At 22.5% G+C, this 18,307-nt stretch carries 28 protein-coding genes and 2 pseudogenes; 19 read left to right on the top strand and 11 right to left on the bottom strand.

The window, feature by feature from the left end:
* Positions 1 to 46: 46 nt before the first annotated feature.
* A pseudogene (locus AAHM82_RS13965) lies at positions 47 to 307 on the top strand (transposase); the annotation flags it as partial.
* A gap of 305 nt (positions 308 to 612) precedes the next feature.
* On the opposite strand, the gene AAHM82_RS13970 reads toward AAHM82_RS13965, so the two are convergent.
* The 3 genes from AAHM82_RS13970 to AAHM82_RS06995 are packed head-to-tail and all read right to left on the bottom strand — an operon-like array spanning position 613 to position 1,703.
* Positions 613 to 1,005, bottom strand: a complete 393-nt coding sequence (locus tag AAHM82_RS13970; protein ID WP_342264845.1) for a transposase family protein — start codon at positions 1,003 to 1,005, stop codon at positions 613 to 615.
* On the bottom strand, positions 1,002 to 1,442 hold the full coding sequence (locus AAHM82_RS13975) for a transposase family protein (RefSeq protein WP_342263396.1): 441 nt from the start codon (positions 1,440 to 1,442) through the stop codon (positions 1,002 to 1,004). Before AAHM82_RS13975 ends, AAHM82_RS13970 begins: the two co-directional genes overlap by 4 nt.
* 48 nt (positions 1,443 to 1,490) lie before the next feature.
* A complete protein-coding gene (locus tag AAHM82_RS06995; protein ID WP_342263438.1) occupies positions 1,491 to 1,703 on the bottom strand; it encodes a hypothetical protein in 213 nt (70 codons plus the stop codon).
* 602 nt (positions 1,704 to 2,305) lie between these two features.
* On the opposite strand from AAHM82_RS06995, the gene AAHM82_RS07000 reads away from it, so the two are divergent.
* The gene (locus tag AAHM82_RS07000) at positions 2,306 to 2,746 is read left to right on the top strand and encodes a transposase family protein (protein WP_342263396.1); all 441 of its coding nucleotides are present in this window, start codon (positions 2,306 to 2,308) and stop codon (positions 2,744 to 2,746) included.
* A 169-nt stretch (positions 2,747 to 2,915) separates the two neighbouring features.
* On the opposite strand, the gene AAHM82_RS13980 is transcribed toward AAHM82_RS07000, so the two are convergent.
* Positions 2,916 to 3,308 carry a transposase family protein gene (locus AAHM82_RS13980; protein ID WP_342264845.1) on the bottom strand — a complete coding sequence of 131 codons (393 nt, stop codon included), beginning with the start codon at positions 3,306 to 3,308 and terminating at the stop codon, positions 2,916 to 2,918.
* Positions 3,305 to 3,745 carry a transposase family protein gene (locus AAHM82_RS13985; RefSeq protein ID WP_342263396.1) on the bottom strand — a complete coding sequence of 147 codons (441 nt, stop codon included), beginning with the start codon at positions 3,743 to 3,745 and terminating at the stop codon, positions 3,305 to 3,307. The genes AAHM82_RS13980 and AAHM82_RS13985 overlap by 4 nt, the downstream gene beginning before the upstream one ends.
* 68 nt (positions 3,746 to 3,813) lie before the next feature.
* On the opposite strand from AAHM82_RS13985, the gene AAHM82_RS07010 reads away from it, so the two are divergent.
* A complete protein-coding gene (locus tag AAHM82_RS07010; protein WP_342264845.1) occupies positions 3,814 to 4,206 on the top strand; it encodes a transposase family protein in 393 nt (130 codons plus the stop codon).
* Between the two features lie 144 nt (positions 4,207 to 4,350).
* On the opposite strand, the gene AAHM82_RS07015 is transcribed toward AAHM82_RS07010, so the two are convergent.
* From AAHM82_RS07015 to AAHM82_RS07025, 3 genes are all read right to left on the bottom strand, one after another.
* Complete coding sequence (locus AAHM82_RS07015; protein ID WP_342263439.1) at positions 4,351 to 5,331, bottom strand: IS1/IS1595 family N-terminal zinc-binding domain-containing protein; 981 nt, start codon at positions 5,329 to 5,331, stop codon at positions 4,351 to 4,353.
* Between the two features lie 691 nt (positions 5,332 to 6,022).
* Positions 6,023 to 6,592, bottom strand: a complete 570-nt coding sequence (locus tag AAHM82_RS07020; RefSeq protein ID WP_342263440.1) for a hypothetical protein — start codon at positions 6,590 to 6,592, stop codon at positions 6,023 to 6,025.
* Positions 6,493 to 7,230, bottom strand: a complete 738-nt coding sequence (locus tag AAHM82_RS07025) for an IS1/IS1595 family N-terminal zinc-binding domain-containing protein (RefSeq protein WP_342263441.1) — start codon at positions 7,228 to 7,230, stop codon at positions 6,493 to 6,495. Before AAHM82_RS07025 ends, AAHM82_RS07020 begins: the two co-directional genes overlap by 100 nt.
* Before the next feature lie 228 nt (positions 7,231 to 7,458).
* On the opposite strand from AAHM82_RS07025, the gene AAHM82_RS07030 reads away from it, so the two are divergent.
* The gene (locus tag AAHM82_RS07030) at positions 7,459 to 8,712 is read left to right on the top strand and encodes a hypothetical protein (RefSeq protein ID WP_342263442.1); all 1,254 of its coding nucleotides are present in this window, start codon (positions 7,459 to 7,461) and stop codon (positions 8,710 to 8,712) included.
* Between the two features lie 105 nt (positions 8,713 to 8,817).
* On the opposite strand, the pseudogene AAHM82_RS13990 reads toward AAHM82_RS07030, so the two are convergent.
* Positions 8,818 to 9,743 (bottom strand): annotated as a pseudogene (locus tag AAHM82_RS13990) (IS256 family transposase); the annotation flags it as partial.
* 77 nt (positions 9,744 to 9,820) lie between these two features.
* On the opposite strand from AAHM82_RS13990, the gene AAHM82_RS07040 reads away from it, so the two are divergent.
* The 10 genes from AAHM82_RS07040 to AAHM82_RS07080 all read left to right on the top strand — a co-directional run bounded on the left by AAHM82_RS07040 (position 9,821) and on the right by AAHM82_RS07080 (position 14,394).
* Entirely contained in the window at positions 9,821 to 10,348 is a 528-nt protein-coding gene (locus AAHM82_RS07040) for an IS1/IS1595 family N-terminal zinc-binding domain-containing protein (RefSeq protein ID WP_342263443.1), read from the top strand.
* An 82-nt stretch (positions 10,349 to 10,430) separates the two neighbouring features.
* Positions 10,431 to 10,871 (top strand): transposase family protein, encoded by a 441-nt coding sequence (locus AAHM82_RS13995; RefSeq protein ID WP_342263396.1) that lies wholly within the window; start codon positions 10,431 to 10,433, stop codon positions 10,869 to 10,871.
* On the top strand, positions 10,868 to 11,260 hold the full coding sequence (locus tag AAHM82_RS14000; RefSeq protein WP_342264845.1) for a transposase family protein: 393 nt from the start codon (positions 10,868 to 10,870) through the stop codon (positions 11,258 to 11,260). Before AAHM82_RS13995 ends, AAHM82_RS14000 begins: the two co-directional genes overlap by 4 nt.
* A 186-nt stretch (positions 11,261 to 11,446) precedes the next feature.
* Positions 11,447 to 11,626, top strand: coding sequence for a hypothetical protein (locus AAHM82_RS07050; RefSeq protein ID WP_342263444.1), 180 nt, complete (start codon positions 11,447 to 11,449; stop codon positions 11,624 to 11,626).
* 164 nt (positions 11,627 to 11,790) lie between these two features.
* A complete protein-coding gene (locus AAHM82_RS07055; RefSeq protein WP_342263075.1) occupies positions 11,791 to 12,021 on the top strand; it encodes a hypothetical protein in 231 nt (76 codons plus the stop codon).
* A 78-nt stretch (positions 12,022 to 12,099) separates the two neighbouring features.
* Complete coding sequence (locus tag AAHM82_RS07060) at positions 12,100 to 12,429, top strand: hypothetical protein (RefSeq protein ID WP_342263445.1); 330 nt, start codon at positions 12,100 to 12,102, stop codon at positions 12,427 to 12,429.
* A gap of 24 nt (positions 12,430 to 12,453) precedes the next feature.
* Complete coding sequence (locus tag AAHM82_RS07065) at positions 12,454 to 13,440, top strand: hypothetical protein (protein WP_342263446.1); 987 nt, start codon at positions 12,454 to 12,456, stop codon at positions 13,438 to 13,440.
* A gap of 3 nt (positions 13,441 to 13,443) precedes the next feature.
* Positions 13,444 to 13,728 (top strand): hypothetical protein, encoded by a 285-nt coding sequence (locus AAHM82_RS07070; protein WP_342263447.1) that lies wholly within the window; start codon positions 13,444 to 13,446, stop codon positions 13,726 to 13,728.
* A 2-nt stretch (positions 13,729 to 13,730) separates the two neighbouring features.
* Positions 13,731 to 13,979, top strand: a complete 249-nt coding sequence (locus AAHM82_RS07075; protein WP_342263448.1) for a hypothetical protein — start codon at positions 13,731 to 13,733, stop codon at positions 13,977 to 13,979.
* Positions 13,980 to 14,001: 22 nt separating this feature from the next.
* Positions 14,002 to 14,394 carry a hypothetical protein gene (locus AAHM82_RS07080; RefSeq protein ID WP_342263449.1) on the top strand — a complete coding sequence of 131 codons (393 nt, stop codon included), beginning with the start codon at positions 14,002 to 14,004 and terminating at the stop codon, positions 14,392 to 14,394.
* A 545-nt stretch (positions 14,395 to 14,939) separates the two neighbouring features.
* Here AAHM82_RS07080 and AAHM82_RS07085 read toward each other — a convergent pair.
* The gene (locus AAHM82_RS07085; RefSeq protein WP_425289017.1) at positions 14,940 to 15,299 is read right to left on the bottom strand and encodes a transposase family protein; all 360 of its coding nucleotides are present in this window, start codon (positions 15,297 to 15,299) and stop codon (positions 14,940 to 14,942) included.
* A gap of 2 nt (positions 15,300 to 15,301) precedes the next feature.
* Here AAHM82_RS07085 and AAHM82_RS07090 point away from each other — a divergent pair, with 2 nt between their 5' ends.
* From AAHM82_RS07090 to AAHM82_RS07100, 4 genes are all read left to right on the top strand, one after another.
* The gene (locus AAHM82_RS07090) at positions 15,302 to 15,472 is read left to right on the top strand and encodes a hypothetical protein (RefSeq protein ID WP_342263450.1); all 171 of its coding nucleotides are present in this window, start codon (positions 15,302 to 15,304) and stop codon (positions 15,470 to 15,472) included.
* 43 nt (positions 15,473 to 15,515) lie between these two features.
* Entirely contained in the window at positions 15,516 to 15,956 is a 441-nt protein-coding gene (locus AAHM82_RS14005) for a transposase family protein (RefSeq protein WP_342263396.1), read from the top strand.
* Positions 15,953 to 16,345, top strand: a complete 393-nt coding sequence (locus AAHM82_RS14010) for a transposase family protein (RefSeq protein ID WP_342264845.1) — start codon at positions 15,953 to 15,955, stop codon at positions 16,343 to 16,345. Before AAHM82_RS14005 ends, AAHM82_RS14010 begins: the two co-directional genes overlap by 4 nt.
* Before the next feature lie 231 nt (positions 16,346 to 16,576).
* Entirely contained in the window at positions 16,577 to 16,882 is a 306-nt protein-coding gene (locus AAHM82_RS07100) for a hypothetical protein (RefSeq protein ID WP_342263451.1), read from the top strand.
* A 193-nt stretch (positions 16,883 to 17,075) separates the two neighbouring features.
* On the opposite strand, the gene AAHM82_RS14015 is transcribed toward AAHM82_RS07100, so the two are convergent.
* On the bottom strand, positions 17,076 to 17,270 hold the full coding sequence (locus AAHM82_RS14015; RefSeq protein ID WP_425289018.1) for an integrase core domain-containing protein: 195 nt from the start codon (positions 17,268 to 17,270) through the stop codon (positions 17,076 to 17,078).
* Between the two features lie 58 nt (positions 17,271 to 17,328).
* On the opposite strand from AAHM82_RS14015, the gene AAHM82_RS07105 reads away from it, so the two are divergent.
* Positions 17,329 to 18,288, top strand: coding sequence for an IS1/IS1595 family N-terminal zinc-binding domain-containing protein (locus tag AAHM82_RS07105; RefSeq protein WP_342263352.1), 960 nt, complete (start codon positions 17,329 to 17,331; stop codon positions 18,286 to 18,288).
* Positions 18,289 to 18,307: the final 19 nt, after the last annotated feature.

Here is an 18,307-nt window from a genome sequence, read left to right on the forward strand (position 1 = left end):
TGATGATTTTTTTTATTTTATCAAGAGTTTTCGACAAAATTAAAAAAATAATTTAATAATTTTTCTTGAATATCCTCAGGAATTTAGAAGAATTATTTACACAACTAATGCGATTGAATCTGTTAATAGTCAATTAAGAAAAGTCATTAAGAATAAAAAGATTTTTCCTAATGACGCATCAGTTTTTAAAATATTTTATTTAGCATTTCAAAATATGGTTAAGAAATGAACGATGCCAATTCAAAATTGGGGTAGTGCAATTTCACATTTAATGATAAAATTTGAAGACAGAGTGAATTTAAGTTAATTACTTAGAGACACAGTTAATTGTACAGTCCCATTAAATTAGTCTCTTTTACTTTATATTTACTTTATAATTCTAAATTAACATAAGAACTTATTTTATCATTAAATAAGCGTATATTATTTATTTTAATTAATAGACTTCTTGCAAAATTAATATGATAATTATAATTTTTAAATTTAAAATAAATATAAAAGTGTTATTAAAATAATTTTTAGATTATTTTTACAAATATTTTGTCATTAAAACATAATAAAAATTATTATTTACAATAAAAAAAGACTGAAATTTTAAATTATCAAATATATTTAAACTAATAGTTGTAAATTATAAATTGAAGCTATTAAATTAAATCTTAAAGCAAATCTTTTTCTACGATTTCGATATTTTTCACTAATAATTTTAAATTTTTTAAGTATAGCAAAAACATTTTCAATAACAATTCTCATTTTTGAAATTCGCTCATTATTTTGCTTTTCTTCTTTATTTAAAGGGTTTTTCTTTGATTTTCTTTTAGGAATTAAAACATTATGATTAATTTTTTGTATGCCTTGATAACCTAAATCCACTAAAACAGTTGTTTCTGGTAAAAATTTAATTTTTGAATCTTTTAAAATTTTAAAGTCATGGTTTTTACCATAAGAAAAATCAGAACTAATAATTTTTTTACTATCTTTTTCAATTATAACTTGTGTTTTTATTGTGTGTTTTTTCTTTTTTCCTGAGTAGTGCTGTTTTTGTCTTTTTTTGGGCGTTGGATTTGGCTTTCAGTTACATCAATTATAACAGTCTTATCTTTGAAATAATCTTTTAATAGTGATTTTTGACCAGTAAGTTGTTGAAAATTAGGGTGTTTTATTAAAGTGTCTTCAATTCATTTGATATTTCTATAACAACTACTTTCACTAATATCATAACTTTTTGCAATATGAAAATAAGTTCTATATTCTCTTCAATATTCTAAAGTCATTAAAATACGATTTTCTAATGATAATTTATTGGTTCTTCCGCGACGAAATCTCTTTTTTAATTCTTCTATTTTTAAAATTTCTAGCATTTTATTAAAAGTAGTATGTTTAATACCAGTTAATCTTAAAAAATTTTTATCACTTATTTGATTATTTTTTTTAAATTTCATTTAAATTCCACCTTTTTATTAAAAACAACAATTCAATTATATTTTAAATTAATTTTGCAAGAAGTCTAATGTGTGATTTGTTTCAATTTCAAAATTATATTTTCCTTTTCCATAAATAACAGATAATTCCAATCGCTTAAAATTACTTATTTCTTTTTCTAAAAGAAATTTACATTGCTTAGTAATGTCAAGTTTATTTATTTCTTCAATTCACCTAAAATTACTTAATAACGCCTCCAATCCCTTTCCATAAATATTCATAACACTGCTTAATTGTGTTTTTTCAACAATACAATTTACAAAATTTTTACCATAATTTCCATCCGCTAATTTTATATCTTTTGGTAATAAACTAGGGATGTCGTTTGGTTCCAAATTATTAATTAATGGCAGTCAATTAAACTGGTTACTGTTCAATTTAAATAATTGATTTTATGATATGTCATCATTAACTAATTGAATATGATTATTATCAAAACTAAAGTACTCTGATTTTAAAACAACTTCTACATCTTTAAATTTATAATATCCATCAGCAGTTGCAATTCCTGTTTGTAACTCCAAACATTGTAGCACTGTCTCTTACTGCTTCTAAAATAATTTTTGTATTACTTCTTTATTGAGGCTCTCTTTTATTTCTGTTTAAATTTTCTAAATTATTGCTACTTGTTTGTAAATAATTAATTTTTTTAATTTTGTCGAAAACTCTTGATAAAATAAAAAAAATCATCAACTTGATAATTTTAAAAGGCTTTTATGTAAAATTACTATTTTTACTTTAACTTTTTTATACATTAGACTTCTTGCAAAATTAATTTAAAATATAATTGAATTGTTGTTTTTAATAAAAAGGTGGAATTTAAATGAAATTTAAAAAAAATAATCAAATAAGTGATAAAAATTTTTTAAGATTAACTGGTATTAAACATACTACTTTTAATAAAATGCTAGAAATTTTAAAAATAGAAGAATTAAAAAAGAGATTTCGTCGCGGAAGAACCAATAAATTATCATTAGAAAATCGTATTTTAATGACTTTAGAATATTGAAGAGAATATAGAACTTATTTTCATATTGCAAAAAGTTATGATATTAGTGAAAGTAGTTGTTATAGAAATATCAAATGAATTGAAGACACTTTAATAAAACACCCTAATTTTCAACAACTTACTGGTCAAAAATCACTATTAAAAGATTATTTCAAAGATAAGACTGTTATAATTGATGTAACTGAAAGCCAAATCCAACGCCCAAAAAAAGACAAAAACAGCACTACTCAGGAAAAAAGAAAAAACACACAATAGACTTCTTGCAAAATTAATATGATAATTATAATTTTTAAATTTAAAATAAATATAAAAGTGTTATTAAAATAATTTTTAGATTATTTTTACAAATATTTTGTCATTAAAACATAATAAAAATTATTATTTACAATAAAAAAAGACTGAAATTTTAAATTATCAAATATATTTAAACTAATAGTTGTAAATTATAAATTGAAGCTATTAAATTAAATCTTAAAGCAAATCTTTTTCTACGATTTCGATATTTTTCACTAATAATTTTAAATTTTTTAAGTATAGCAAAAACATTTTCAATAACAATTCTCATTTTTGAAATTCGCTCATTATTTTGCTTTTCTTCTTTATTTAAAGGGTTTTTCTTTGATTTTCTTTTAGGAATTAAAACATTATGATTAATTTTTTGTATGCCTTGATAACCTAAATCCACTAAAACAGTTGTTTCTGGTAAAAATTTAATTTTTGAATCTTTTAAAATTTTAAAGTCATGGTTTTTACCATAAGAAAAATCAGAACTAATAATTTTTTTACTATCTTTTTCAATTATAACTTGTGTTTTTATTGTGTGTTTTTTCTTTTTTCCTGAGTAGTGCTGTTTTTGTCTTTTTTTGGGCGTTGGATTTGGCTTTCAGTTACATCAATTATAACAGTCTTATCTTTGAAATAATCTTTTAATAGTGATTTTTGACCAGTAAGTTGTTGAAAATTAGGGTGTTTTATTAAAGTGTCTTCAATTCATTTGATATTTCTATAACAACTACTTTCACTAATATCATAACTTTTTGCAATATGAAAATAAGTTCTATATTCTCTTCAATATTCTAAAGTCATTAAAATACGATTTTCTAATGATAATTTATTGGTTCTTCCGCGACGAAATCTCTTTTTTAATTCTTCTATTTTTAAAATTTCTAGCATTTTATTAAAAGTAGTATGTTTAATACCAGTTAATCTTAAAAAATTTTTATCACTTATTTGATTATTTTTTTTAAATTTCATTTAAATTCCACCTTTTTATTAAAAACAACAATTCAATTATATTTTAAATTAATTTTGCAAGAAGTCTAATAAAAACACAAGTTATAATTGAAAAAGATAGTAAAAAAATTATTAGTTCTGATTTTTCTTATGGTAAAAACCATGACTTTAAAATTTTAAAAGATTCAAAAATTAAATTTTTACCAGAAACAACTGTTTTAGTGGATTTAGGTTATCAAGGCATACAAAAAATTAATCATAATGTTTTAATTCCTAAAAGAAAATCAAAGAAAAACCCTTTAAATAAAGAAGAAAAGCAAAATAATGAGCGAATTTCAAAAATGAGAATTGTTATTGAAAATGTTTTTGCTATACTTAAAAAATTTAAAATTATTAGTGAAAAATATCGAAATCGTAGAAAAAGATTTGCTTTAAGATTTAATTTAATAGCTTCAATTTATAATTTACAACTATTAGTTTAAATATATTTGATAATTTAAAATTTCAGTCTTTTTTTATTGTAAATAATAATTTTTATTATGTTTTAATGACAAAATATTTGTAAAAATAATCTAAAAATTATTTTAATAACACTTTTATATTTATTTTAAATTTAAAAATTATAATTATCATATTAATTTTGCAAGAAGTCTATTAAAATATAATACCGCTGTTTGTTGGTTTGGAGTTAAACCCTTATGTTGGTATTTTCATTTTCAGAGATTTAAATAATTTTGAATATTAGTAAAACCTAAACCATGATAATGAATTAAGGCTTCTTTAAGACTAGATTGTAATTTACTGATTTTATTTAAGTTACGATAACTAGCTTCAGGATTAATTGTTGTTTTAGTTACACATAAAGTAGAATTTGTTTGTTTTGCTACTAAAAAATATAATTTTTGCATATCAGAAGTAATAATTGAATTTTCATTAATTAATTCTTTGTTCATATTTTCAATAACTCATTGTTTTTGTAAACGTTTGGTGTTTGTGGATTTAACATAAATATTGTTATTATTATCAATTGCCATTTGAATACAGCATTTAGTATTAGTTGCGAATGGGTCAAGGTGAATTCTTCGTGGATCAGTTTTATATTTGAAATTTCCTTTATGGATTTCTTTAATAAATGTTTCATCGATTTGGATTTTACCAGATAATTTTTTAAATTTTAATTGGGTATTTTCTAATTGTTTTGATTTCATTAATTTTTGACGATTATATCAAGCAGTTTTTAATGTAGTTTTAATAAAACGAGAAATTGTTTTACTAGATTGCCCCAGCAATGAAATTTGAATCAATAAATTTCATTGTTCATAATTTAAATGACTTCAATAAATAAAATGATTACGAAAAGCGTCAAAACTTGCACGGCAATTTTTACATAAATATTTTTGTTTTCCTTCTGAATTATGTCCATTTTTAACGCAATGGTAAGATTCACATTTAGGACATTTAATACCTTGCGCTCTAAATTTTTGATCAATTTCATTTAAACGTTTTTGTTTTTTTATTAATTCTGCTTGTTGTTTAACTTTTTCATAAAATTCTAAAAATTGATCATCTGTTAAAGTATTTACTAGTTCTTGAATTATTTTTTCCATAATTATTATCCACCTCTATCATATTAAAAATATACCTAAAATTAAGTATATTCAATAAATATCAAGAGTTTTCGACAAAATTAAAAATTAATTTCATTTTTTGTTGTATTTTGGAGCCGGAGCGTTTCCAACAAGTCCCGCCATTCCGCTTCCTGCTATTGTGATTGTTCCTAAGAATCCTAGTATTTTTTTCATATTAATTAACTTCCTTTTTGTGAATTTTTACTAATTAATAAAATTTATAACACCTTTACCTTTCTCCAAAAATTAATCTACAGTCTTTTTGGTTTGGAATTTAATTATAAATTATTTTTAAGAAATTCCTGCTTTATTTTATAATTTTCGTCCCTTTTTTAAAAAACCGCTTGTACTTGTCATAAGTCTGTGGTATATTACATAGATAATTTGGTTGTAAAATACCACAGATGTTTTGCACAATCAAGAAAAATATTAAAAAAGGAGAAAGTTTTTTTAATTTTGTCGAAAACTCTTGATAAAATAAAAAAAATCATCAACTTGATAATTTTAAAAGGCTTTTATGTAAAATTACTATTTTTACTTTAACTTTTTTATACATTAAAATATAATACCGCTGTTTGTTGGTTTGGAGTTAAACCCTTATGTTGGTATTTTCATTTTCAGAGATTTAAATAATTTTGAATATTAGTAAAACCTAAACCATGATAATGAATTAAGGCTTCTTTAAGACTAGATTGTAATTTACTGATTTTATATTTAAGTTACGATAACTAGCTTCAGGATTAATTGTTGTTTTAGTTACACATAAAGTAGAATTTGTTTGTTTTGCTACTAAAAAATATAATTTTTGCATATCAAAAGTAATAATTGAATTTTCGTTAATTAATTCTTTGTTCATATTTTCAATAACTCATTGTTTTTGTAAACGTTTGGTGTTTGTGGATTTAACATAAATATTGTTATTATTATCAATTGCCATTTGAATACAGCATTTAGTATTAGTTGCGAATGGGTCAAGGTGAATTCTTCGTGGATCAGTTTTATATTTGAAATTTCCTTTATGGATTTCTTTAATAAATGTTTCATCGATTTGGATTTTACCAGATAATTTTTTAAATTTTAATTGGGTATTTTCTAATTGTTTTGATTTCATTAATTTTTGACGATTATATCAAGCAGTTTTTAATGTAGTTTTAATAAAACGAGAAATTGTTTTACTAGATTGCCCCAGCAATGAAATTTGAATCAATAAATTTCATTGTTCATATTTTCAATAACTCATTGTTTTTGTAAACGTTTGGTGTTTGTGGATTTAACATAAATATTGTTATTATTATCAGTTGCCATTTGAATACAGCATTTAGTATTAGTTGCGAATGGGTCAAGGTGAATTCTTCGTGGATCAGTTTTATATTTGAAATTTCCTTTATGGATTTCTTTAATAAATGTTTCATCGATTTGGATTTTACCAGATAATTTTTTAAATTTTAATTGGGTATTTTCTAATTGTTTTGATTTCATTAATTTTTGACGATTATATCAAGCAGTTTTTAATGTAGTTTTAATAAAACGAGAAATTGTTTTACTAGATTGCCCCAGCAATGAAATTTGAATCAATAAATTTCATTGTTCATAATTTAAATGACTTCAATAAATAAAATGATTACGAAAAGCGTCAAAACTTGCACGGCAATTTTTACATAAATATTTTTGTTTTCCTTCTGAATTATGTCCATTTTTAACACAATGGTAAGATTCACATTTAGGGCATTTAATACCTTGCGATCTAAATTTTTGATCAATTTCATTTAACCGTTTTTGTTTTTTTATTAATTCTGCTTGTTGTTTGACTTTTTCATAAAATTCTAAAAATTGATCATCTGTTAAAGTATTTACTAGTTCTTGAATTATTTTTTCCATAATTATTATCCACCTCTATCATATTAAAAATATACCTAAAATTAAGTATATTCAATAAATATCAAGAGTTTTCGACAAAATTAAAAGAAAGTTTTTTTAATTTAATTTTAAAGATAGTTTATAATTAAATTCCAAACCAAAAAGACTGTAGATTAAAATTTGGAGAGGATGTTAATTGTTCAATAAATTTATAAATAAGTAAAAATTCATAAAGGGAGTTTAATTAATATGAAAAAATTATTGAATGTTTTAAGTACAATTACTTTAACTATAGAACTAAGCAGTATTGTTGCTTGTGAAAATAGTGCACAAAAACAAATAGCGATTAATAAACCGGTAATTAATAAACCCCGACAACCACCAAAAAACGTTCAAAGAAGTAAAAGAAATATTAATTTTGAAAAAGAATTAGAAATTTATAAAAAATATCAAAAACCAATAATTAATTTTAATAAAGTAGAAAATAATATTATTTCATTTTTTAAAGACAATTATAACGAGAATTATTTTATAACAAATAATGGTTTATATGTTTTAAAACAAAAAAATAATGAAATAATAAAAATTAATAATATAAATAACTCTAACATTTGATTTGTAAATTTTGATTCAGAAAATAATATGTATTTTGGTGTATATAGCACTTCGTTCGGGTCTAGTGGTGGAGAAGTATATTTTTTAAAAAATGGTGAAACAACAGCAATTAAGATAAATGGAATAAATGAACGTATTTTTAATACTAGTATTGATAATAAAAATAATGTTTATTTTGACTCTGATAATGGTTTATATGTTTTAAAAAAAGGTGAAACAACCGCGACCTTAAATAAAAAACTTCAAAAATATGGTTTTTATAAAAAAACATTAGGATTTAATGATAAAAATGATTTATACTTCACAACTTCAAATAGTACATATGTTTTAAAAAATAATGAAATTGAACCAAACAAAATAGATGAATTAAATGGAGAAGTTAATTCAATAGTTATTAACAAAAATAAAATTTATTTTGCTACTAATAATGGTGCTTATATTTTAAAACAAGGCCAAACAAAACCAATAAAAATAAATGAAATAAGTTTTTTGAATAAAGACAATAAAATAAACTATTTTTTATTTGATAATAATAAAATTTATATTGGTTCCTTATTTAATACTTATATTTTAGATTTTAATTATAAAATTATAAAAACACTATATTTTGATTCACATTGTTTTAATTATGACAATAAAGGTAATATTTATTTTGGTTCTGGTAGAGGAATATATAAATTTGATATATACACAAAAGATTACCAAAAAATAAAAATTAATAAAAATAATAATTTATATTATAGCGATGATGAAATTATGGATATTTATGTTAACAACAATAATGATGTATATTTTAAGGAATATACACGCAAAAGTATTAATTTTTATAAAATAAAAATAAATAATATTGCAGAAAAAGTAGAAAAATTTAGCAAAATATGAATTTAATAAAAGAAAATTAAAATATGAAAAAAACTATTATTTATTTTATAAGCAATTAGTTTAATAAAAGGGACTGTACGGAACTGTACAATTAACTGTGTCTCTAAGTAATTAACTTAAATTCACTCTGTCTTCAAATTTTATCATTAAATGTGAAATTGCACTACCCCAATTTTGAATTGGCATCGTTCATTTCTTAACCATATTTTGAAATGCTAAATAAAATATTTTAAAAACTGATGCGTCATTAGAAAAAATCTTTTTATTCTTAATGACTTTTCTTAATTGACTATTAACAGATTCAATCGCATTAGTTGTGTAAATAATTCTTCTAAATTCCTGAGGATATTCAAGAAAAATTATTAAATTATTTCAGTTATTTTTTCATGATTTAGTAATTTGTGGATACTTTTTATTTCATTTTTCTGAAAAATGATCTAAAGCAATTAACGCTATTTCTCATTAATTGCTGTATAAATTGATTTTAAATCATTAGCTACAAGTTTGCGATCTTTGTAAGGAACAAATTTTAAACTATTGCGAATTTGATGAACAATGCATAATTGATGCTGTGTTTTTGGGAAAACAGCTTCTATTGCATCAGACATTCCAGTTAAATTATCACTACAAGCAACAAGAATATTTTGTAACCCACGATTTTTCATTTCCGTAAGATTATTAAGTCAAAATTTGGCTCCCTCATTCTCACTAATTCACATTCCTAAAATATCTTTTAAACCATCTAAATTAATTCCTAAGGCAAGATAAACTGCTTTATTTATTATTCGTTTATCTTGCTTTACTTTAACAACAATACAATCAAAATAAACAATCGGATAAATCTTCTCTAAAGGTTTAGTTTGTCACATTTTAACTTCTTCAATAACATCATCAGTTATTTGACTAATTAAACTTTCTGAAATTTCTGCTCCGTGATAGAATTCTTGCAATTGTGCTTTGATATCAGAAATTGTCATTCCTCTTGCATATAAAGAAATTACTTTTTGATCAAAGTTATCAAATCTTCTTTTTAATTTTGTCGAAAACTCTTGATATTTATTGAATATACTTAATTTTAGGTATATTTTTAATATGATAGAGGTGGATAATAATTATGGAAAAAATAATTCAAGAACTAGTAAATACTTTAACAGATGATCAATTTTTAGAATTTTATGAAAAAGTCAAACAACAAGCAGAATTAATAAAAAAAAAAAAACAAAAACGGTTAAATGAAATTGATCAAAAATTTAGAGCGCAAGGTATTAAATGATCTAAATGTGAATCTTACCATTGCGTTAAAAATGGACATAATTCAGAAGGAAAACAAAAATATTTATGTAAAAATTGCCGTGCAAGTTTTGACGCTTTTCGTAATCATTTTATTTATTGAAGTCATTTAAATTATGAACAATGAAATTTATTGATTCAAATTTCATTGCTGGAGCAATCTAGTAAAACAATTTCTCGTTTTATTAAAACTACATTAAAAACTGCTTGATATAATCGTCAAAAATTAATGAAATCAAAACAATTAGAAAATACCCTTTTAATTTTGTCGAAAACTCTTGATAAAATAAAAAAAATCATCAACTTGATAATTTTAAAAGGCTTTTATGTAAAATTACCATTTTTACTTTAACTTTTTTTATACATTAGACTTCTTGCAAAATTAATTTAAAATATAATTGAATTGTTGTTTTTAATAAAAAGGTGGAATTTAAATGAAATTTAAAAAAAATAATCAAATAAGTGATAAAAATTTTTTAAGATTAACTGGTATTAAACATACTACTTTTAATAAAATGCTAGAAATTTTAAAAATAGAAGAATTAAAAAAGAGATTTCGTCGCGGAAGAACCAATAAATTATCATTAGAAAATCGTATTTTAATGACTTTAGAATATTGAAGAGAATATAGAACTTATTTTCATATTGCAAAAAGTTATGATATTAGTGAAAGTAGTTGTTATAGAAATATCAAATGAATTGAAGACACTTTAATAAAACACCCTAATTTTCAACAACTTACTGGTCAAAAATCACTATTAAAAGATTATTTCAAAGATAAGACTGTTATAATTGATGTAACTGAAAGCCAAATCCAACGCCCAAAAAAAGACAAAAACAGCACTACTCAGGAAAAAAGAAAAAACACACAATAAAAACACAAGTTATAATTGAAAAAGATAGTAAAAAAATTATTAGTTCTGATTTTTCTTATGGTAAAAACCATGACTTTAAAATTTTAAAAGATTCAAAAATTAAATTTTTACCAGAAACAACTGTTTTAGTGGATTTAGGTTATCAAGGCATACAAAAAATTAATCATAATGTTTTAATTCCTAAAAGAAAATCAAAGAAAAACCCTTTAAATAAAGAAGAAAAGCAAAATAATGAGCGAATTTCAAAAATGAGAATTGTTATTGAAAATGTTTTTGCTATACTTAAAAAATTTAAAATTATTAGTGAAAAATATCGAAATCGTAGAAAAAGATTTGCTTTAAGATTTAATTTAATAGCTTCAATTTATAATTTACAACTATTAGTTTAAATATATTTGATAATTTAAAATTTCAGTCTTTTTTTATTGTAAATAATAATTTTTATTATGTTTTAATGACAAAATATTTGTAAAAATAATCTAAAAATTATTTTAATAACACTTTTATATTTATTTTAAATTTAAAAATTATAATTATCATATTAATTTTGCAAGAAGTCTATTATCATTTGCATAATGCTATTAGCATATTTTGCTTATAAAATTTATGCCAAAATAAAAATTAGAATTAAATATAAAAATGCCATTAAAAATAATGCTGGTAATTTTACAAAAGATGAAAAAGTGTTTATTGCCCGCTTTGAAGAATGAGTTAAAGCTCCTAATTCAAAAGAAAATAACGCAGATAAAAAATAATGTTTTGAGAAATTATTATGGAATTCTTAAAACTGTTTATTCCGATAGAAAAAATGCCTGCACAGGTTGCGTTTATTGCCGGATTAATTATTATTATTACTTTTCTTTTCGCATTAATTTCAATTATGTATTTACCAATAAAAATGATTTTTGGGAGATAAAAAATGACAATAAACTTAAAAGAATTTAATTGAGAACAAATTAAACAAACTTTCTGAGATTTATTTATTCAAATTACAACTATTCCGGCCCACATTACTGGTGGTAAAGAAATTAAATTAACCGAAGCACCACTTTGACTTTTAATAGCAAACATTGCTTTTTGACTCCTAACAGCGATTATGGTGTGATTTATTTTAATGCTACTTTGAAAAACCATATCAGTATTTAGATAGAGACAAAATTAATGTCAAGAAGTTACATTGTGATGCATTCCCAAAGAAATTCAAAATTAATTAGAAAAAAATACAATCGTGTTAAGGTTAATCGTGGTTTTAACAAATTTAATAAAAACTTTGAATATAAATGATGAATGTTTTAAAAAGAAAGGGGGTGATTATATGATTGGAACTTTCTTAACAGAGGCACCAGCAGTAACAAAGATAACAGCTAGTGACGCGATGACTAAATTATGAAATGCGATTATAACAGCGTTTACTAAAATGTGAGAAATTATTGCTGTTAATATGCCACAAGTCGGTAACTTCTTTGCTGACTACTGAATCTTCATTTTTCCATTTATTTTGGCAATATTCTTTATTTGCTTTAAAATGTTTGAAAAATTACTTGGAGCAGTCCGCTAACAAAAAAATAAAGTGAGGTGCAAGATGAAATTTTGCAAATGAATAATAGAAAAAAATAACCATTTTATTGAATTAAATCGCACCTCATTTTTAATTTTATGACATTGGGGGGCAATTTGATACATTTACAACGGTTATTTTAAAGACATTGTAAGCTATTTATTTTTAGCGGGTTGTATTTTAATTTTCCTTTTTAAAATCGGTAATTTAACACAAATTAACAAAGTTATTAATTTCTTAAAAAACTCACCATTAAATATTGTGATTGGTTCATTAGGAACTGGAAAAACTGCTTTTCTAGTATACGCATCAAAATTACTAAAAAAGAAAAAATATCATATTGCATCAACCTTCCCATTACTAGAAACTCAAAAATTAAGTTTGGGACATATGGGATTATTAGACTTTGATTATCCGGTATTGCCAGACAAAACCTTACTTTTATGAGATGAAACCAATTTATTTCTTGAAGGTACTGATTGAGAAAAAAATAATACCAAAAACGAGGAAACCGGTATCCAAGAATATTTCGCTCTGGCACGCCATTTTGGTCATATTGTGTTAGCTAGCGGTCAAAGAGATAAACATATTTGAGTTAAAGTTCGCGATATTGCTAATAATGTGATTGTGGGCATTCGCAAAAAACCTGTTAATATTTTTCGCCCCTATTTAAAAGTCATCTATGGTACCTTTACTAGTATTGAAGAATATGAACGCTGACGAAACACCTTAATTGATGCTAAAAATAGCAAAAAAGGTCGTCGCATTAAATACCGTGATATCCCTGAACTTGATATTTATTTTTTTAAATTAAAAATTCCTTTACCAATACTTAACATTTACAATTCTTTTTACCTAGCATTTTTAAGAGATTACTTAAATTCAAAAGTAAATCCTGATTATGAAGATAAATACTATAATGACACAGCAATTGATTTAGAAGATTTGGAATACTTAAAAATGGATAAATTTAGCAAATTTTTAAGAAAAATGAAAGAAAAGGAACAATAAAAAATGGAAAATCTCGCAAAAATGGCCGACTTTCTCGCCCAAATGCTTTATAAAGTTTTTGATTTAATTTGAAGTTTAGAAGTGCCAGGAACGAAAATTCAATTAATATTTCCTTTATTCTTAACGCTTGCTGTAGAATTTCTTATGGCAATTATTCTCGGTTTTGGTAGTCAACAAGTTAATTTAGAAAAACAACGCCAATATGCGGTTAAAAATAAGGGTCGATTAAGTGCGTGAGGAAAAACTAAAAAACAAATAAAACCAATAAAAACAAATCAAGGTAACTAACAATGTTTAAACTAATTATTATTTTTATCTTAATAACTGTTCTTGGATTATTAGCTGGTAGTCATTTTGAAACTTTAACGAACTATATTAGCGAGGGTCTTGCCAATTTTAAAAAGTTTATTACTAGCAATTTAACAATTTTAGAACTATTTAAACCAATGGCACGAACATTTTCGCAACACCCAATTTTTACCATTCTTGGTGTTACTTGTGTACTTATTGCCTTATTTATTGTAATTAAAGGACAATAAAAAATATGAAAGGAGAATTAAAATGAAAAAAATTTTAGTAAAATTATTTAAAAAAGATAATTCAAAAGAAAAAATGTCATTAAAATTAAGAATTAAAAATTCTTTTAAAAAGCAGTGGTTAAAAATAGTATTAAGTATCATTTTCGTTTTTATAAGCTTATTAATTTGTGCATTAACAGCAATCGATACTAAATGAGTAACTGGAACAAGTAACGAATTTAATGATTTTATGAATAAACAGATGGTTGATTTCTTCGGCAAGTTCAATAGTGGTATTATGCTAGCGGGAATATTTGTTTTTTGATGAGGCGGAGCAATATACTTTGCAATTAAATTTGAAAAATTAATCCGCTTTATTATTCAAAAAATTAAAGCAAAAAGAGCCTTTAAAAATGAAATCAAACAAACTCATTAATTCTTTAAAAAAATATTGATGGAGAATCTTGCCTTACATTTTTATGATTATTATCTTTTTCGCTCCATTTTTAAAATTGGAAATTAATGATTTGAAATTATTATTGAAATTATTATATGAAAAATTTGAAGTATTAGTTTCACTTATGATACTGGGATATTTAGATATATGCATTACAATAGCGGTAATTATAAACTGTAGCATTGAGTGACTTATTAAAAAATCAAAACCAAAAGAACAATAAAAAATAAAATATTTTAAAAAGGAGTGATAAAAATGTTTATGAAAATATTTACCGTGTTAATTATTAGTTTCAATAACATTTTTACCATTCCGCAAAACATTAACAATGACAAAACAACAACAAATTCATTAGACTTCTTGCAAAATTAATATGATAATTATAATTTTTAAATTTAAAATAAATATAAAAGTGTTATTAAAATAATTTTTAGATTATTTTTACAAATATTTTGTCATTAAAACATAATAAAAATTATTATTTACAATAAAAAAAAACTGAAATTTTAAATTATCAAATATATTTAAACTAATAGTTGTAAATTATAAATTGAAGCTATTAAATTAAATCTTAAAGCAAATCTTTTTCTACGATTTCGATATTTTTCACTAATAATTTTAAATTTTTTAAGTATAGCAAAAACATTTTCAATAACAATTCTCATTTTTGAAATTCGCTCATTATTTTGCTTTTCTTCTTTATTTAAAGGGTTTTTCTTTGATTTTCTTTTAGGAATTAAAACATTATGATTAATTTTTTGTATGCCTTGATAACCTAAATCCACTAAAACAGTTGTTTCTTTTAATTTTGTCGAAAACTCTTGATATTTATTGAATATACTTAATTTTAGGTATATTTTTAATATGATAGAGGTGGATAATAATTATGGAAAAAATAATTCAAGAACTAGTAAATACTTTAACAGATGATCAATTTTTAGAATTTTATGAAAAAGTCAAACAACAAGCAGAATTAATAAAAAAACAAAAACGGTTAAATGAAATTGATCAAAAATTTAGAGCGCAAGGTATTAGACTTCTTGCAAAATTAATTTAAAATATAATTGAATTGTTGTTTTTAATAAAAAGGTGGAATTTAAATGAAATTTAAAAAAAATAATCAAATAAGTGATAAAAATTTTTTAAGATTAACTGGTATTAAACATACTACTTTTAATAAAATGCTAGAAATTTTAAAAATAGAAGAATTAAAAAAGAGATTTCGTCGCGGAAGAACCAATAAATTATCATTAGAAAATCGTATTTTAATGACTTTAGAATATTGAAGAGAATATAGAACTTATTTTCATATTGCAAAAAGTTATGATATTAGTGAAAGTAGTTGTTATAGAAATATCAAATGAATTGAAGACACTTTAATAAAACACCCTAATTTTCAACAACTTACTGGTCAAAAATCACTATTAAAAGATTATTTCAAAGATAAGACTGTTATAATTGATGTAACTGAAAGCCAAATCCAACGCCCAAAAAAAGACAAAAACAGCACTACTCAGGAAAAAAGAAAAAACACACAATAAAAACACAAGTTATAATTGAAAAAGATAGTAAAAAAATTATTAGTTCTGATTTTTCTTATGGTAAAAACCATGACTTTAAAATTTTAAAAGATTCAAAAATTAAATTTTTACCAGAAACAACTGTTTTAGTGGATTTAGGTTATCAAGGCATACAAAAAATTAATCATAATGTTTTAATTCCTAAAAGAAAATCAAAGAAAAACCCTTTAAATAAAGAAGAAAAGCAAAATAATGAGCGAATTTCAAAAATGAGAATTGTTATTGAAAATGTTTTTGCTATACTTAAAAAATTTAAAATTATTAGTGAAAAATATCGAAATCGTAGAAAAAGATTTGCTTTAAGATTTAATTTAATAGCTTCAATTTATAATTTACAACTATTAGTTTAAATATATTTGATAATTTAAAATTTCAGTCTTTTTTTATTGTAAATAATAATTTTTATTATGTTTTAATGACAAAATATTTGTAAAAATAATCTAAAAATTATTTTAATAACACTTTTATATTTATTTTAAATTTAAAAATTATAATTATCATATTAATTTTGCAAGAAGTCTAATATTTATGTTAAATTCACAAACACCAAACGTTTACAAAAACAATGAGTTATTGAAAATATGAACAAAGAATTAATTAACGAAAATTCAATTATTACTTCTGATATGCAAAAATTATATTTTTTAGTAGCAAAACAAACAAATTCTACTTTATGTGTAACTAAAACAACAATTAATCCTGAAGCTAGTTATCGTAACTTAAATAAAATCAGTAAATTACAATCTAGTCTTAAAGAAGCCTTAATTCATTATCATGGTTTAGGTTTTACTAATATTCAAAATTATTTAAATCTCTGAAAATGAAAATACCAACATAAGGGTTTAACTCCAAACCAACAAACAGCGGTATTATATTTTAATGTATAAAAAAGTTAAAGTAAAAATAGTAATTTTACATAAAAGCCTTTTAAAATTATCAAGTTGATGATTTTTTTTATTTTATCAAGAGTTTTCGACAAAATTAAAAAAAAAAATTAATTTTATTCACAATAAAAAATATTTAATTCAAAATTAACCAAATTAAAACATTTTTCACGAGTTTCTATTATTTTTTAAATAATTATTTTGCAATAATAAATTTATTTAAAGTTTCAAATGGAGTTTTGTAATTCAAGCTTTTATGTTTTCGTTTGAAATTATAAAATGTGTACCACTCATTCAAATGAATTTGTAATTGTTTAACATCAAATTTTATTTCAAAACCACATTTTTTAAACCAAAATAAACTTTTAATTTTGTCGAAAACTCTTGATATTTATTGAATATACTTAATTTTAGGTATATTTTTAATATGATAGAGGTGGATAATAATTATGGAAAAAATAATTCAAGAACTAGTAAATACTTTAACAGATGATCAATTTTTAGAATTTTATGAAAAAGTCAAACAACAAGCAGAATTAATAAAAAAACAAAAACGTTTAAATGAAATTGATCAAAAATTTAGAGCGCAAGGTATTAAATGCCCTAAATGTGAATCTTACCATTGCGTTAAAAATGGACATAATTCAGAAGGAAAACAAAAATATTTATGTAAAAATTGCCGTGCAAGTTTTGACGCTTTTCGTAATCATTTTATTTATTGAAGTCATTTAAATTATGAACAATGAAATTTATTGATTCAAATTTCATTGCTGGGGCAATCTAGTAAAACAATTTCTCGTTTTATTAAAACTACATTAAAAACTGCTTGATATAATCGTCAAAAATTAATGAAATCAAAACAATTAGAAAATACCCAATTAAAATTTAAAAAATTATCTGGTAAAATCCAAATCGATGAAACATTTATTAAAGAAATCCATAAAGGAAATTTCAAATATAAAACTGATCCACGAAGAATTCACCTTGACCCATTCGCAACTAATACTAAATGCTGTATTCAAATGGCAATTGATAATAATAACAATATTTATGTTAAATCCACAAACACCAAACGTTTACAAAAACAATGAGTTATTGAAAATATGAACAAAGAATTAATTAACGAAAATTCAATTATTACTTCTGATATGCAAAAATTATATTTTTTAGTAGCAAAACAAACAAATTCTACTTTATGTGTAACTAAAACAACAATTAATCCTGAAGCTAGTTATCGTAACTTAAATAAAATCAGTAAATTACAATCTAGTCTTAAAGAAGCCTTAATTCATTATCATGGTTTAGGTTTTACTAATATTCAAAATTATTTAAATCTCTGAAAATGAAAATACCAACATAAGGGTTTAACTCCAAACCAACAAACAGCGGTATTATATTTTAATGTATAAAAAAGTTAAAGTAAAAATA

The sequence above is a fragment of the Spiroplasma endosymbiont of Clivina fossor genome (assembly GCF_964031115.1).
Lineage (GTDB): Bacteria > Bacillota_I > Bacilli_A > Mycoplasmatales > Nriv7 > Nriv7.